The following is a 15245-nucleotide window of genomic DNA, read 5'->3' as shown; positions in this document are numbered from 1 at the left end:
TCGCTGGGTGCGTTAGCAGCGCCAGCACGCGCAGGCAATAGCAAATGCTTCGGGGTACGGGGGGATTCCAAAGGGGGAATCGTATCATCCTCCCTTTGGTTGCCGTCGCCAACGCGACAAGAACTCACTGTGCAAAGCTGTGGGGAGATTTAATTGAAAAGGTTAGTAGCGTCGCTTAAAAGGCTGTGTGGGGAGATACAGGGGTTGTCAGGCTGAAACCTGACCTACAATTAACGGCCGTGAAGGCGCCCGTACTCAACAAATAGGCACAAAAAAGGCCGCTAAAAGCGGCCTTTTTTCTCGAGAGTAGCTATTACTCTACGATTGATGCTACAACACCAGCACCAACTGTACGGCCACCTTCACGGATTGCGAAACGTAGACCTTCGTCCATCGCGATTGGGCAGATTAGCTCTACTACCATCTTGATGTTGTCACCAGGCATTACCATTTCTACGCCTTCTGGTAACTGGATGTCACCAGTTACGTCAGTTGTACGGAAGTAGAACTGTGGACGGTAACCTTTGAAGAATGGAGTGTGACGACCACCTTCATCTTTTGATAGTACGTATACTTCTGCTTCAAACTTCGTGTGAGGAGTGATTGAACCAGGCTTCGCTAGTACTTGACCACGCTCTACTTCGTCACGCTTAGTACCACGTAGAAGCGCACCGATGTTCTCACCCGCACGACCTTCGTCTAGAAGCTTACGGAACATCTCAACACCTGTACAAGTTGTCTTCGTTGTATCTTTGATACCTACGATTTCAACTTCGTCATTCACGTTGATGATACCAGCTTCAACACGACCTGTTACTACTGTACCACGGCCTTGGATTGAGAATACGTCTTCGATAGGCATGATGAATGGCTTATCGATGTCACGCTCTGGCTCTGGGATGTATGTGTCTAGCGCGTCTGCTAGTTCAACAATCTTGTCTTCCCACTCTTTCTCGCCTTCTAGTGCTTTAAGAGCTGAACCTTGGATTAGTGGTAGGTCATCACCTGGGAAGTCGTACTCAGAAAGAAGTTCACGAACTTCCATCTCTACTAGCTCTAGTAGTTCTTCGTCGTCAACCATGTCACATTTGTTCATGAATACGATGATGTAAGGTACACCAACCTGACGTGAAAGAAGGATGTGCTCACGAGTCTGTGGCATAGGACCGTCAGTCGCAGCTACTACTAGGATCGCGCCGTCCATCTGTGCAGCACCAGTGATCATGTTTTTAACATAGTCAGCGTGTCCAGGACAGTCTACGTGTGCGTAGTGACGAGTTGGAGTGTCGTACTCAACGTGTGAAGTTGAGATTGTGATACCACGCTCGCGCTCTTCAGGAGCGTTATCGATCGATGCGAAATCTTTAGCTGTACCACCGTATACTTTTGCAAGTACGTTAGTGATCGCTGCAGTTAGAGTTGTTTTACCGTGGTCAACGTGGCCGATTGTACCTACGTTTACGTGCGGTTTTACGCGTTCAAACTTTTCTTTTGCCATGACGGAACCTATCAGTTTTTGTGTATCTAGATTACATATCAAACGATCGACAAAAAACGACGATCAATTCAATTCTTCAATTATTGAATATTTTTTAGACAAATCAAAGGAAGTATTTCAGGAAAGTCAGGACTGGTGCTGATAGGCAGATTTGAACTGCCGACCTCACCCTTACCAAGGGTGCGCTCTACCAACTGAGCTATATCAGCACACCAGAAAACTGGAGCGGGCAGCGGGAATCGAACCCGCATCATCAGCTTGGAAGGCTGAGGTAATAGCCATTATACGATGCCCGCTTTTAGGAACCTGTTCTTAACTACCTCTAACCGTCAAGAATAAAGTGGTGGAGGGAGCTGGATTCGAACCAGCGAAGGCAGTGCCGTCAGATTTACAGTCTGATCCCTTTGGCCGCTCGGGAACCCCTCCACGCAAAATTCTTTCTAAAGCTTTCCAAGGGTAAGGAAAGTGGTGCCGACTATCCGAGTTGAACGGATGACCTACTGATTACAAGTCAGTTGCTCTACCAACTGAGCTAAGTCGGCACTGCTTTAGTACGGGGCGAGATTCTAAGGCATGGTTTTATGCGATGCAACTATAAAATCAAAAAAAGTTTAGGATTCGCTCACAAACGTTCAATTATCGCGCAATACTGTGTTTTTTTAAGCGATTTCGCTGCCTTCTCGCCATTTTAGTAGCCCTTCCAGTACCAAGTGTGGACGGTACGTACTGTGTGGTAAATGCATATGCAATGATAGTCCATCGCCACCGGTGATCAACAGTTTGGTAGATGCACCACCGCATTGATTGAGAGCATATTCAATCGCGCCTAGGGCACCAATGAACGCACCATTTTTTACGGCGGCAGGAGTTGAATCGCCAGGGCGAGGGTGGGCAGAGAGACCTTCTACGCTAAAAACGTTCTGCGCGCGATTAACTATGCTTTGCTCGCTGAGTTTAAGACCACTGAGAATATAACCACCAAGGTGCTGATGATTGTCGTTGATCACATCAATGGTCAGCGCCGTACCAGCATCAACAACCACAGTATTCCCCTCAGGGTTTTCGCTGTACCCGGCGATGACAGCCAGCCAGCGGTCAATTCCCAAGGTTTGAAAATTAGGATAGGCACACTCAAGTTGTCGCCAATGACTGCTTGTGCATGCACGATGCACCGTCTTACCATTGGCGGCAGCAATCGCTAACACTTGAGTCAGTGCGCTGGAATCTGCGACAGCAGAAACAAGCACCTCTTCTACATGAGACCAAGGCACCTCCTGCAAACCAACGGCATGTAATTCACCACTGGCATTCGCTAACAGCATTTTCACCGCGGTATTGCCCGCATCTACTAACAGCTTCATGATTTCACTCGCAAGCTAATTTCGCCACCGAAGTAACGCTTACTTTGACCATCGACGCGCAAAACCACCGCCCCTTGCTCATCAATGCCTTCACAGATACCACGCCAACTACTTGTGCCAGAGCTGAGTTCTACACATTGGCCTGCAAACGCATGAACGTTATTCCACTGCTGATACATGCCCTGCAAACCTTGTTGCTGATATTGAGCGAGACGTTTTTGCAAAAAGCAGGTTAACACCGCCACCAGCTGATTCTTGTTAATATCGTCACAAAACTCGCTAAGGTCGCACCAAGGCTGGTCAATATTATCAGCACTGGTTTGTGGCATCGCCACATTCAAGCCAATGCCAATCACTAAATGACAGGGCCCTTCTGCGGTGCCGTCGAGCTCAACCAATACGCCTGCAAGCTTACGACCATTTACCAGCACATCATTAGGCCATTTAAGCTGCACATCAAGGTCATACAAAGCCTTTAAGCTATCGTAAACCGCCAAACCCACAGCAATGGATAAGCCCATCGCCGCATGCATGCCATCATCCAATCGCCAGTAATAACTGTAATAAAGATTTGCTGCAAAAGGCGATTGCCACACTCGACCTCGACGCCCCTTGCCTTGCTTTTGCATCTCAGCAACTAGCACAGAATTGTTATGCACCTTGCCTTGTTGCAAACGTCGCATCAGCTCTGTGTTGGTTGAGTCAATAATCGGCTGCACTTCAAATTCACAGCCCGCGCCATCAAGCTGTTGGTATGCCACTTCAATATCTGATTGTTCTAGCAAGCTCAGCGGGCGGCTCAAGCGATAACCCTTGCCATTGACCTTGTATATGTCTAAACCCATTTCCTGCAAAGAGGTAATGTGTTTACCCACAGCAGCGCGGCTAATACCGAGCTGCTCACCAATAGCTTGTCCAGAGATGAAGTCGCCTTGATTAAGAGCGTGGAGTATGGCGAGTTTGTTGCCATCAGGCGCTTTCATGATGTGACCTCACATGAAATTCACCTTGCTCGTCCATCAATCGCACTTCATGCTCCAAATACACTCCAAATTTATCGCTAATGGTGTGCTGAATATGCTCGACCATGGCCAATAGCTGCTGCGCAGTCCCTTGGCCACGATTGACCAACACCAGCGCTTGTTTGTCATGCACGGCAATATCACCGATAGCAAATCCTTTTAAACCAGCTTGCTCAATCAACCAGCCTGCGGCCACTTTTTTATTATCGGCATCCACATCATAGCTTGGCATAGTTGGGTAAAGCGCAAGGAGCTGCTCAACTTGGTCGCGAGGTAATATGGGGTTTTTGAAAAAGCTACCGCAGTTTGCAAGCACTGCTGGGTCAGGTAATTTTGATTGACGCACAGCAACCACCGCGTCAAACACCTGCTGTGGTGTTGGCTTATCTAACTGTTGCAACGGACCATAACTTAAATTCGGCTGCCATAGCTTTGGCAAGCTCAGTCCTACGCGGGTAATAATAAATTGGCCTTTGAGTTGATGCTTAAATACAGAGTCGCGATAGCCAAACTCACATTGTTCTGAGCTGAGTTTTTGAGTTTTGCCCGTTATTAGGTTAAACCCTTCAACGTATTCCACAAATTGCGCAAGTTCGACACCGTATGCGCCAATGTTTTGCACCGGTGCAGCACCGACATTACCGGGGATCAGGGCTAAGTTTTCCAAACCAGGCATATTTAATACTAAGGTTTTTTGCACTAGGTCGTGCCAATTTTCACCTGCTTCGCAATGCAGTAACCATGCTTGCTCACGCTCTTCCACGCGCATACCTTTATTAGCAATAATCAGCACGGTGCCGTGGTAGGAGGCAGTAAAAATAGTATTGCTGCCTTCACCTAAAACACAAAATGGTTGCGTGAAGTCGACCTGTTTTAATTCTGATGGGTCAGTAATTATCATCATCTTGTCGCAGTGGGTGTCCAACGCAAAAGTGTGATAGCTCTGTAATGCAGGCAAAGTGGTGCTCTCTGAAAATTTTTGAATATGCTCTAAAACCTAAGTGTAACCTAAGCTGAACTTCGGACCTAGTGTCATGATTTTATGACGCATTGAGACAGCTGTTCTGAGCCTTTGGTATCAGTTCTTATAGAGATCTGGTATAAAAGCCTCTTCTTATTTCCCCCGTTCTGAGGAAGCTATGAAGTTAAAACCAGTTGCTTTAGCACTCGCACTTAGCGGTATTAGCCTACACGCTGTGGCTGCTAACGATGAGCATACCTATGCAAATCTTGATGAAGTTGTTTCAACTCACCTGTATTTAGACCTTGATGTTGATTTCGATGACAAGCAATTAGAGGGTTTTGTTGAACACACCCTAGATTGGCAAGATGCCAATGCCCGTACTCTCGTATTGGATACACGCGACCTAGAAATTGACCGTGTTATTTACCAAGGTAAGAGCGGCAAGTGGCATGAAGCAAAATTTGATTTAGCTCCTCGCGACGATGTTAAGGGCGCTAAACTTACTATCAAGTTCAATCAACAAGCGCCTAAAGTTCGTATTTACTATAACAGCTTACCTCAAGCTTCAGGCCTTCAGTGGTTGACGCCAGAGCAAACAGCAAGCAAAACTCAGCCGTTTATGTACAGTCAGTCGCAAGCGATTCACGCGCGGAGCTGGATCCCTGTGCAAGACACGCCAGCAATGCGTGTAACATATAACGCCCGTATTGAAACACCTAAAAATGTGCGTGCAGTAATGAGCGCTGACAACACAGGTGCATTCATCAAAGACGGTGACTACTTCTTTGATATGCCACAGGCCATTCCACCATACCTAATCGCCATTGGTGCAGGTAACTTGGAATACAAAGAAATGTCGCATCAAACCGCGATTTTTGCTGAGCCACAGATCCTTGATGCCTCAGTTGCTGAGTTCAACGACACCCAAGCGATGATCGACAAAACCAATGCGATGTATGGTGAATATGCATGGGGGCGCTACGACCTACTAATGTTGCCTCCAAGCTTCCCATTCGGTGGCATGGAAAACCCGCGTTTGAGCTTTATCACACCAACCGTTGTTGCTGGCGATAAGAGCTTAGTAAACCTGATTGCGCATGAGCTTGCACATTCTTGGTCAGGCAACCTTGTGACTAACGCAACATGGGAAGACTTGTGGTTAAACGAAGGTTTCACATCTTATGTTGAAAACCGCATCATGGAAGAAGTGTTTGGCCGTGACCGCGCGGTGATGGAACAGTCTTTAGATGCAGCGGGCCTGCGCGCTCAGCTTAAGACCATCGATGCACCAGATACTCGCTTGAACCTAAAGCTTAATGGCCGCGACCCAGACGATGCATTTAGTTCGGTGCCATACACGAAAGGTCAGCTGTTCTTAATCTATCTTGAAGAGAAGTATGGTCGTGATGTATTTGATGAGTTCGTCAAAGGCTATTTCAAAGAGTACTCATTTAAATCGCTGACTACGGCTCAATTCGTGACTTACTTACAAGCGAACCTAATCGACAAACATCCTGGCGTTGTCAGCATGGATAAAGTCAATGAGTGGATTTTCGAGCCAGGCCTACCTGCTGATGCACCAAACCCAACTTCAGATGCATTTGAGAAAGTAGATACACTGACTGCAACTTGGTTGAAAGGTGATATTACAGCCGCAGAGCTGCCAACTGCGAATTGGACGGTGCACGAGTGGCTGCACTTCATCAACAACCTACCTCGCGATCTGGGCAACGACAAAATGGTTGAGCTAGATACTCAATTCAACCTAACTGCTTCAACCAATAAAGAAGTAGCATTTGCTTGGTTTATGCTTGGTGTTGGCAACGGTTATGATGCTATTTACCCAGCGCTTGATAAGCACCTAACGGGCATTGGTCGCCGTAAACTTATCGTACCTTTATACAAATCACTGATTACTAATGGTAAGCGTGATTGGGCATATGAAGTTTACCAAGGTGCACGTGCGGGTTATCACCCACTAGCACAAGGCACGATTGACGCGCTGTTTAACTAAGCGACAATCAAAATTCATAAAAGGGTGCACTAGGCACCCTTTTTTTTCGCGTTAATTTTTTACTTTTTGCAAAAATGCTTTGCGCTCTTCAGGGCTTGCTTGCTGCCACCAAAATTCGAGCATGGCAGAGGCGCTGACACCGCTTGGCGCTGGCGCACTGACCGCCTTAGGCGCTGTGGTTACAGCTGGTACAGGTGCAACTGCGGGTGCAACTGCGGGTGCAACCGCCGTAGCTGTAGCCGCCACAGGCGCGGCAGGAGTAACTGGAGTAGGCGTATACTTGGTCACGGGTGCAACTGCGGGTAGTGTCCTTGCAGCTTGCTTGCCTTTGACCTTAACGCTCACAAAAGGGCTCTTGGCATATTCTTTTGCCGCATCTAGATTTTTAGCTCGTGCAAATACCACTTGGTAATCTTTTCCACTTTCAACAGTGAGGGTCACCCAAAATGGTTCTGACTCAATTACCTCATGGGCATCATAGCCTGCTTCATATAAGTCACTGTATTTAAGCTTTAAATTGTAACTACCTGGCTGTAACTCAAGCTCATCCACCGATTTAAAGAACGAGTGCTCTATGACTTTGTCGTTCACTTGTAACGGCAGTATTTCTGCAGGGAACGAGACCATTTCAGCATGAGCTGCGCTCATTAAAGTTAACGACAGTGCCGCGACACTCGTGACTTTTTTCCACATTAGATACCTTCCTTCGTTATATGTTTGACACGTCTGATATTCTTTGTCATTACTTGCTCATAAATAGCATAAACAAGGAGCTCAGCGTGAGCGCAGAAACTATTTTTACTAAAATTATTAACCGCGAAATTCCTGCTGACATCGTCTATGAAGACGACCAAGCCCTCGCATTCAGGGACATCAACCCGCAAGCCCCATTCCATGTGTTAATTATCCCAAAGACGGCGATTGCAACCATCAACGACATCAATGATAGCAATGCTGCAGAAGTCGGCCACCTTTATGTCGTTGCCGCAAAACTTGCTAAAGAACATGGATTTGCAGACGATGGCTACCGCGTAGTTATGAATTGCAACAACCATGGTGGCCAGACTGTTTACCATATCCACCTACATATGCTTGCAGGTAAAGCCATGGGTTGGCCGCCTTACCAAGATACTCTGAAAGTATAGTTCGTCTCATCTCATTAAAACTTAAACATACTTTCTTCTGAGCGACATGTGCATGACACCAGCCATTCGCTCAGATGTTCGTAACCAATCATTTACAATCGTACCAAAACCCCTCAGAATTCATCTTTTATAACTAATAAAAAGCAATCTTTCTAATACAAAAGAAGTGAACAGCGTGTTAGGATATTGCAAACAGAGATAAATACTGAGCAAATCATGAGTAAGACTGTATTTTTATTGCTTGAAAAAGAACCAATTAACCAAATTGGTGTGAATGTATTAGAGCCATTATTGCGCACTCAGGGACTAGAAGTGCATAAAGGTACTGATGTGTCCCAAGTTCAGCCAGGTACGGCTTACTTATTTATCGAAACACCGAATGATGATGCTTGGAATCGATTAAAAGAACATTTAACAAAACTTACCGTCGACTGTGACATCGTCCTTTTCAATCTTGACGAAAACCCTGAGTTGGCGAATCGTGCATTACTGAGCGGTATCCGTGGCGTCTTCTATACCTCTGACAACGCTGATGTGATGGTAAAAGGTATTCGTCTGCTGCAAGAAAACCAACTTTGGTATCGCCGTGATGTGATGTGTAACGTGCTCAACCGTATGTTGCATTTCAACAAAGACTCACTGCACAAATTGACTGAAGGTGATATCGAGCCAGTTAAACTCACTAAACGTGAAAAAGCGATTGTGGCGCTGATGAGTAAAGGCGCGAAGAACAAAGAGATCGCTGATGACCTAAGTATCAGCCCACACACGGTAAAAACACACTTATACAGCGCATTTAGAAAAACTAAGTGCCGAAATCGTATCGAGCTATTATCGTGGGCACAAAACAATATCCCCAACGAACTTCGCTAAAAAACTAAGCCAGCTGATTGCTGGCTTTTTTGTATCCGCTTATACCCAATGTACATACAGTTTCTCATGCTCAATCGCTAAAACTTGCGTATAGTATGGGGTATTACCTGCAAAATCAGTTAGCTCTAGGATGCTCGACGCCAAAACCCTTTTTATTACCAGTGCCACCGCAATTTTCGTAATGGCCATGCTTAATTGCATCACTTGGCGAGCCAACCGCAATTTTGTCGGTATTGGTTTATATGTTTTTTATCCGGTATTTCTGCTCACTGGCGCCTGCTTGTTTGCCACCATCCCTACCGAGCAGAACATGGCTATCAACGCTTTGGGTTACGCGTGTTTAATCATTGCTTCGGTAATCCACGTGTTAGCGCTCAATCGCTTTTTGGACCACAAAGGGCTTATCACCACAGTATTTATCACCATCAGTGTACTGATATTTATGTGCATGACTTACTTCCTCTTTGTGGATAGCAATTTGCGCATGCGCATCATGTTGATTGATATCCATAGGGTAGTCGAGGCGTTCTGCTTAATCCTGATCATTGGTTACTACGCTAGAAACAAATACCCCAGCGCCAGTTTGGTATACCTCATTGCCCTCGTGCTCACCTTAGTCATGTTTGGTGGCCGAGTGATATTAATGGGACAAGTAGAAAATGCGCAGTACCTGCAAAGTGATTGGTTTAGTGTTGCCCTGTTAGTGAAGGGAGTCGTTACGCCCATGCTGTTCGCTGCCGGTTTAGCACTGTTTTGTAATGAACGTCGAGAGCTCAACCTCAACCAGCTCACCGCCAAAACCCAAAAAGACTTAGAAATTCGTGGTCTGTTTTTATCTACCGTGAGCCATGAAATTCGCACGCCCCTAAACGGCATTTTAGGCAGCGCACAACTCATTATGAATCAAACAACCACCCCAAAAAACAAACCGTATTGCGAGGCCATTATTAACTCCGCAGAATCACTCACTTTACTCATCGATAAAGTATTGGAATACGCCAGCTTGGATCAAAGTGACGAAGCCCTGTATGAGGAAGACGTGGAACTTCATACTTGGCTGAACAATCTGTGCTTACTACTGAGCCCATTAGCAGAACAAAAAGGGGTGAAGTTTGAGCTCAAATACCACTTGTCTAAGCAGGCATGCTACTACTGCGACCACCAAAAAATACGGCAAATCCTCATTAACCTTGTGGGAAATGCAATTAAATTCACTGACAAAGGCACTGTGACTTTGCAGGTTGAGCAAATCCGTGAAGGTCAAGAAGCACATACGCTGCGCTTTAGCGTGATAGATTCAGGCCCGGGGATTGAAGAAGATGAAATTCAATTTTTGACCGAGCCTTATGTGCAAAGTAGCGCTGGTAAAATCAAAGGCGGTTCGGGTCTTGGTTTAGCTATTACTAGCCGATTGCTGGAACATTTAGATAGCCAACTGAACATCACTAGTGAGTTGGGCAAAGGCAGTACATTCGGTTTTGATATTCGTTTAACAGTAGGTGAGCTGAGCCTTGTGGAAAAACGCCCACAAAGCAGTGAATACAGAACCGGGTTAGACGTACTCTTGGTTGAAGACTTGGAACTGAACCAAAAAATCGCTATCGAGTTTATGGCTGAAGACGAGCACCGTGTAAAACTAGCCGTAGACGGACAAAGTGCTATCGAACTGCTACAGCAGTACCACTTTGATGTGGTGCTCCTCGACATGAACCTCCCTGACTTTAATGGCCAAGAGGTGATGAAGCGCCTCAAAAGCATCGACCATCGCAATCACCGCACCCCGTTTTTGGCATTTACAGCGAGTTTGAGCCCCGATGAAGTGAAGGAATATCTGGCGCTGGGTATTAAAGATATCGTTGCCAAGCCGATTAAACAGGAAAAACTGCGCCAAGCACTCAGTGACTCACAGTCCACGCAAGCGGCCAACCTGAGTGTGGCATTAAAAGATGTACTCTATGACGAAACCGCCATCGAGCTGATGACCCATACCTTTGAAGAGCAAGAGCTAAGCTCAATCTACAATGAGTTTGTACTGTCAGCGCGCAATAAATTACTGCGCTGCCAACAACTTATCTCTCAAGACCCCGAGCAATGTATCAAGATTCTACACCGCCAAGCGAGTACCGCATTGCAGCTTGGCTTTAACCGCTATGGTATGGCACTGAAAAAAGTCGAACGGCGTTTACTTGAGGACAAGCCCATCGATGTGCAATTAAGCGATTGCCTTGATTTGTGGCAGCAAAGCTTGGAACAGTACCTTAGCTATATGCGTCAACAAGCACTGCGCTAGCGCCCATAATCATCATCAAAACGGACAATATCATCTTCGCCGAGGTATTCTCCGTTTTGCACTTCAATCACCACAGCAATGTCATCAGTGGTATTCGCAAGACGATGGCGCTGACCCGCTTGAATATAGATAGACTGACCACTTTGTAATGTTTGCAGATGTTCATCTACGGTAACGTCCACAGTGCCTTTGACCACCACCCAGTGTTCAGAGCGATGCTGGTGCGCCTGCAACGACAACCGCGTATGCGCGCTCAACGTAATGCGTTTAACCTTGTAATTATCCGCCTCATTGAGCACTTCATATTGCCCCCAAGGGCGAAATGTTCGTTTGTGAAATTCTCGGCGTTCAGGAAAGCGTGCTGAGACTTCATTGAGCAATTTTGGCATGTCATCGAGACTGTCTTTACTGGCAACCAAGGTAGTATCACCACTGTGAATAATAACCGCACCTTTTATGCCCAAGGTGGTCACCAAATGATTGTCTTCTGTGTAGATGAAATTGTCTTTACCATCAACGACTACAGCCTCACCCAGTACAACATTGTTGCAGTTGTCAGCGTTATAGAAGCGGCTGAGCTGCTCGTAGCTACCCAAATCAAACCAATGCAACGTACTTAAACACACTAACAGTTTGTCGCTGTTTTCTAATAGTGCATAGTCGAGAGACTCACTGGTGACTTGTTGCCACATAGCTTGATCGACTCGAATAAAATCAAGATCAGCACTGAAATTAGCCGCCCTCTCAACTTGTATATACATCTCTGAGCGATAGCGTTTAAATTCCGTCAGAAACGTGTCCACACCAGCCATTAGCATGCCTGAATTCCACACATAGCAACCTTGCTCGAGGTATTGCTGGGCACGACCTAAATCTGGTTTTTCCGTAAATGATTCAACGTGATAGACATCATCACCTGAGATTCCTGAATGCGCACCACAATGAATATAACCAAAGCCCGTTTCAGCATGTGTCGGAGTGATGCCAAACACCAAAAGCGTGTTTTGCACATCCGGTACTAGGTCATGTAAACGCGTTAACAGCGTATCAAAATCAGATATTGCGTGGTCGGCTGGCGCAAAAAATAGCTGCGCATCTGGCTGATGCTGCTGCGCCCACAAAGCCGCGACAAGTGCCGCTGGCGCGGTATTCTTGCCACTGGGTTCAAGGATAATCGCACTGGCTTGGACACCAATTTCAAGTAACTGTTGCGCCACCATAAAACGGTGTTGCTCACTACATACCACCACTGGAGGCAAACAGCCATTCGCAACAAAGCGCAATGCCGCTTTTTGTAGCAATGAGTGTTGACCAACCAATTGGATAAATTGCTTGGGTCTATCTTGGCGCGATAAAGGCCATAAGCGCGTACCGCTGCCACCAGCGAGCAAAACAGGTAAAATCAAGAATCGGCTCTAGTCTGAAAGTTATTAGGGCAATTGTAGCATTACAGCGCTACCGGCCGATATCCAAAGTGAAGGGGTCGCTATCTTGCCATGCAGGAAAGGCTTGCCTGTAAGCGTCTAAATTTGCCTTGTGTAAGGTAACAACCAGCGTCTCACAATGATCGTCCTGCGCACTTGCTAATGTTTTACCATCAAACCGATAGGCCGCAGTGCCACCATTGTGGGCGATGTTGTGACCATCCTTGCCAACGCGGTTCACGCCCAACACATAGCTCTGATTTTCAATTGCGCGGGCTTTTAATAATGTGTCCCAAGCATCTCGGCGCGCGGCTGGCCAATTAGCTATATTAATCATCACATCATAATCGTTACGATTGCGCGCAAACACGGGGAACCGCAGGTCATAACATATTTGCGGCAGTATGCGAAAACCATTGAGCTCAAACAGCACTCGTTTTTCCCCCGCTTGAATATGCTGCCCTTCTTGTCCTAAACAGAATAAATGACGCTTATCATAGTATTGGATATCGCCATTGGGGCTCACCCAATACAGGCGGTTAAAGCGCTTTTGCTGTTGTTCAACAAGCACGCTTGCAGCCATAACAACATTGCGGCTTTTTGCTTGCGCTACAAGCCATTGCACAATGTATTGGGCGCTGTTGGTTACATCTTGGCTATCAACCGCAAACCCAGTGGCAAAGGTCTCTGACAACAGAATTAAATCGACCGGCGACAAGTCATCCAGTGTGTCTTCTAAACGCTTGAGATTAGCCTCAGCATCGAGCCAGATAATATCATGTTGGACTAAAGCGACGGTCAAGGAATCCATTGGTGATTAGTTCAATCCCGCGTTGTAGGGCCAAGTACTAAAGGTTTTGATGTATAGCTGCTCAACTTGTTCACGCGCCCATGGGGTGCGGCGCAAAAATTTAAGCGACGATTTCACTGATGGGTCTTTCTTAAAACAATTGATATTGACGTGTTCAGAAAGTGTCTGCCAGCCATAGTGCTCTACAAGGCGAGTCACTATTTCCTCTAGTTTCACGCCATGCAGCGGGTTTTTGGGTTGTTCATGATGCATGTAATTGCCTCGAAACGTGTTATGCCTCGCAGTTTAACGTACTTGCTACCCACTCGCCACGCACTACTTATACATTGCGTACATTTCATCAAGGGTTTGCGACAAACCATCTTCTTGAACAACACGCACGTGTTTACGGCTAAGACCTCGAATATTAGAGACCCCACAGGAGTGCGCAATCAAGCCCACACCGTAGTGAATATACTTATTGTAGTTGGCAACTCGCTGGGTTTTATCAACCACATCTAATCCTTTCATAAGTTTAGGATTATGGGTTGTAATACCGGTTGGGCAGGTGTCTTTGTTGCATTGCAGTGCCTGAATACAGCCCAAGGAAAACATGTGCCCACGTGCCGAAACCACAAAGTCTGCGCCCAAAGCCACCGCCCATGCTACCTTTGAGGGCACGATTAATTTACCAGATGCAACAAGACGAATGCGCTCACGCAAGCCATGACGCTCTAACAAGTTCACGACCCAAGGCAAGCTTTCTTTCAACGGTAAACCAACTGAATCTAGGAGCGGCTGAGGTGCGGCACCCGTGCCACCGTCGGCACTGTCGATAGTAATAAAATCGGGCGCGCTGTGTTTACCACGTTGATTAATCAATTCCGCCAACTCTTCGAGCCATTCGGTTTCACCGATCACGGCTTTAAACCCTGTGGGTTTTCCTGTTATTTCGCGCACGTAATTAATCATATCCAGTAAGTCGGATACACTTTTAATATCGTGATGACCATTTGGGCTAATTGAATCTTTACCTTCGGGGATACCTCGGATTTTAGCGATTTCCGCATTGACCTTGACGCCAGGTAACATGCCGCCTTTGCCGGGTTTTGCACCTTGGCTCATCTTAATTTCGAACATTTTCACTTGGTCGTGCGACGCAATTTCCATAAGCTTGCTTTCACTTAGTTTGCCATGCTCATCACGCACTCCGTATTTAGCGGTACCGATTTGAAACACGATATCTGCCCCGCCTTCCAAGTGATAGGGACTCAAGCCACCTTCACCAGTATTCATCCAGCACCCGGCTTGACGCGCGCCACGAGACAGCGCCAACACAGCTCTTTTTGATAACGCGCCATAGCTCATACCCGAAATATTAAAGACTTTGCGCGCTTCGTATGGGTGACGGCAGTTTTCACCTATGGTAACAGGCTCTGGTTCAATTGCGTCTTCTTCTAAAGTCGGGAATGCGGTATTCATGAACATGATAGTACCGGTGGGATCTAAGCTTTGCGTGGAACCAAAAGCAGAAGTTCTATCCACATTCTTCGCCGCTTTGTACACCCAACTGCGTTCGGCACGATTGAATGGCATTTCCTCTCGATCCATGGCAAAAAAGTACTGCCTGAAGAACTCGCCTTGGCGCTCGAAGAAGTACCTAAACCGACCGATAACGGGATAATTACGCCTGATAGCGTGCTTGTTTTGGTTTACGTCGATGAGGTACATGTAGATAACTGCCAGCACCACAAAACCAACGGCTAACAAGAAGATACTGGCGAGAAAGTTGATACCGTAGATAAAGAAATCGCTCATGCTCAATCACTTATGTGTCCCTGTTTAAAAGCAGATTTACATAAGA

The 15245-nt window shown here is 46.4% G+C and carries 13 protein-coding genes and 4 tRNA genes; 4 read left to right on the top strand and 13 right to left on the bottom strand.

The features are described from left to right. Nucleotides 1–313 precede the first annotated feature (313 nt). The 8 genes from tuf to murB form a co-directional block, all read right to left on the bottom strand. Nucleotides 314–1498, bottom strand: coding sequence for an elongation factor Tu (tuf, locus tag V1358_RS16860; RefSeq protein WP_347391331.1), 1185 nt, complete (start codon nt 1496–1498; stop codon nt 314–316). Between the two features lie 133 nt (nt 1499–1631). Beyond that, nucleotides 1632–1707: transfer RNA gene (locus V1358_RS16855), tRNA-Thr, on the bottom strand. A 12-nt stretch (nt 1708–1719) separates the two neighbouring features. Further along, a tRNA-Gly gene (locus V1358_RS16850) sits at nt 1720–1794 on the bottom strand. A gap of 45 nt (nt 1795–1839) precedes the next feature. Beyond that, nucleotides 1840–1924: transfer RNA gene (locus tag V1358_RS16845), tRNA-Tyr, on the bottom strand. A 40-nt stretch (nt 1925–1964) separates the two neighbouring features. Further along, nucleotides 1965–2040 (bottom strand) — tRNA-Thr (locus V1358_RS16840). 117 nt (nt 2041–2157) lie between these two features. Beyond that, nucleotides 2158–2859, bottom strand: a complete 702-nt coding sequence (locus V1358_RS16835; RefSeq protein ID WP_347394287.1) for a type III pantothenate kinase — start codon at nt 2857–2859, stop codon at nt 2158–2160. Next, the gene (birA, locus tag V1358_RS16830; RefSeq protein WP_347391542.1) at nt 2856–3842 is read right to left on the bottom strand and encodes a bifunctional biotin--[acetyl-CoA-carboxylase] ligase/biotin operon repressor BirA; all 987 of its coding nucleotides are present in this window, start codon (nt 3840–3842) and stop codon (nt 2856–2858) included. Before birA ends, V1358_RS16835 begins: the two co-directional genes overlap by 4 nt. Then, the gene (murB, locus tag V1358_RS16825) at nt 3829–4839 is read right to left on the bottom strand and encodes a UDP-N-acetylmuramate dehydrogenase (protein WP_347394286.1); all 1011 of its coding nucleotides are present in this window, start codon (nt 4837–4839) and stop codon (nt 3829–3831) included. The genes birA and murB overlap by 14 nt, the downstream gene beginning before the upstream one ends. A 181-nt stretch (nt 4840–5020) precedes the next feature. Between murB and V1358_RS16820 the strand changes: the two genes are divergently transcribed. After that, nucleotides 5021–6859, top strand: coding sequence for a M1 family metallopeptidase (locus V1358_RS16820; protein ID WP_347394285.1), 1839 nt, complete (start codon nt 5021–5023; stop codon nt 6857–6859). 51 nt (nt 6860–6910) lie between these two features. On the opposite strand, the gene V1358_RS16815 is transcribed toward V1358_RS16820, so the two are convergent. After that, nucleotides 6911–7552: a DUF2057 family protein gene (locus V1358_RS16815; protein WP_347394284.1), complete on the bottom strand. Its 642-nt coding sequence runs from the start codon at nt 7550–7552 to the stop codon at nt 6911–6913. Nucleotides 7553–7638: 86 nt separating this feature from the next. Between V1358_RS16815 and V1358_RS16810 the strand changes: the two genes are divergently transcribed. The 3 genes from V1358_RS16810 (at nt 7639) to V1358_RS16800 (ending at nt 11167) form a co-directional block, all read left to right on the top strand. Continuing rightward, complete coding sequence (locus V1358_RS16810; RefSeq protein ID WP_347394283.1) at nt 7639–8004, top strand: histidine triad nucleotide-binding protein; 366 nt, start codon at nt 7639–7641, stop codon at nt 8002–8004. 216 nt (nt 8005–8220) lie between these two features. Further along, entirely contained in the window at nt 8221–8877 is a 657-nt protein-coding gene (locus V1358_RS16805; RefSeq protein ID WP_347391537.1) for a helix-turn-helix transcriptional regulator, read from the top strand. A 130-nt stretch (nt 8878–9007) separates the two neighbouring features. Next, nucleotides 9008–11167 carry a response regulator gene (locus tag V1358_RS16800; RefSeq protein ID WP_347394282.1) on the top strand — a complete coding sequence of 720 codons (2160 nt, stop codon included), beginning with the start codon at nt 9008–9010 and terminating at the stop codon, nt 11165–11167. On the opposite strand, the gene V1358_RS16795 is transcribed toward V1358_RS16800, so the two are convergent. From V1358_RS16795 to V1358_RS16780, 4 genes are all read right to left on the bottom strand, one after another. After that, entirely contained in the window at nt 11164–12573 is a 1410-nt protein-coding gene (locus V1358_RS16795) for a mannose-1-phosphate guanylyltransferase/mannose-6-phosphate isomerase (RefSeq protein WP_347394281.1), read from the bottom strand. The genes V1358_RS16800 and V1358_RS16795 overlap by 4 nt on opposite strands. A gap of 49 nt (nt 12574–12622) precedes the next feature. After that, nucleotides 12623–13402: an amidohydrolase gene (locus tag V1358_RS16790; protein WP_347394280.1), complete on the bottom strand. Its 780-nt coding sequence runs from the start codon at nt 13400–13402 to the stop codon at nt 12623–12625. A 6-nt stretch (nt 13403–13408) separates the two neighbouring features. Next, entirely contained in the window at nt 13409–13654 is a 246-nt protein-coding gene (locus V1358_RS16785) for a VF530 family protein (RefSeq protein WP_347391533.1), read from the bottom strand. Nucleotides 13655–13717: 63 nt separating this feature from the next. Continuing rightward, a complete protein-coding gene (locus tag V1358_RS16780) occupies nt 13718–15199 on the bottom strand; it encodes an FMN-binding glutamate synthase family protein (RefSeq protein WP_347394279.1) in 1482 nt (493 codons plus the stop codon). Nucleotides 15200–15245: the final 46 nt, after the last annotated feature.

The organism is Pseudoalteromonas pernae (genome assembly GCF_039831865.1).
Taxonomy (GTDB): domain Bacteria; phylum Pseudomonadota; class Gammaproteobacteria; order Enterobacterales; family Alteromonadaceae; genus Pseudoalteromonas; species Pseudoalteromonas pernae.
The sequence above is the reverse complement of the archived record's forward strand: the minus strand, read 5'-3'. Positions and strand labels throughout refer to the sequence as shown.

Excerpts from the sequence above, each read along its gene's own strand:
- tuf (WP_347391331.1), bottom strand. The coding sequence starts at position 1,498 with ATGGCAAAAGAAAAGTTTGAACGCGTAAAACCGCACGTAAACGTAGGT.
- V1358_RS16835 (WP_347394287.1), bottom strand. The coding sequence starts at position 2,859 with ATGAAGCTGTTAGTAGATGCGGGCAATACCGCGGTGAAAATGCTGTTA.
- birA (WP_347391542.1), bottom strand. The coding sequence starts at position 3,842 with ATGAAAGCGCCTGATGGCAACAAACTCGCCATACTCCACGCTCTTAAT.
- V1358_RS16820 (WP_347394285.1), top strand. The coding sequence starts at position 5,021 with ATGAAGTTAAAACCAGTTGCTTTAGCACTCGCACTTAGCGGTATTAGC.
- V1358_RS16815 (WP_347394284.1), bottom strand. The coding sequence starts at position 7,552 with ATGTGGAAAAAAGTCACGAGTGTCGCGGCACTGTCGTTAACTTTAATG.
- V1358_RS16805 (WP_347391537.1), top strand. The coding sequence starts at position 8,221 with ATGAGTAAGACTGTATTTTTATTGCTTGAAAAAGAACCAATTAACCAA.
- V1358_RS16800 (WP_347394282.1), top strand. The coding sequence starts at position 9,008 with ATGCTCGACGCCAAAACCCTTTTTATTACCAGTGCCACCGCAATTTTC.
- V1358_RS16790 (WP_347394280.1), bottom strand. The coding sequence starts at position 13,402 with ATGGATTCCTTGACCGTCGCTTTAGTCCAACATGATATTATCTGGCTC.
- V1358_RS16785 (WP_347391533.1), bottom strand. The coding sequence starts at position 13,654 with ATGCATCATGAACAACCCAAAAACCCGCTGCATGGCGTGAAACTAGAG.
- V1358_RS16780 (WP_347394279.1), bottom strand. The coding sequence starts at position 15,199 with ATGAGCGATTTCTTTATCTACGGTATCAACTTTCTCGCCAGTATCTTC.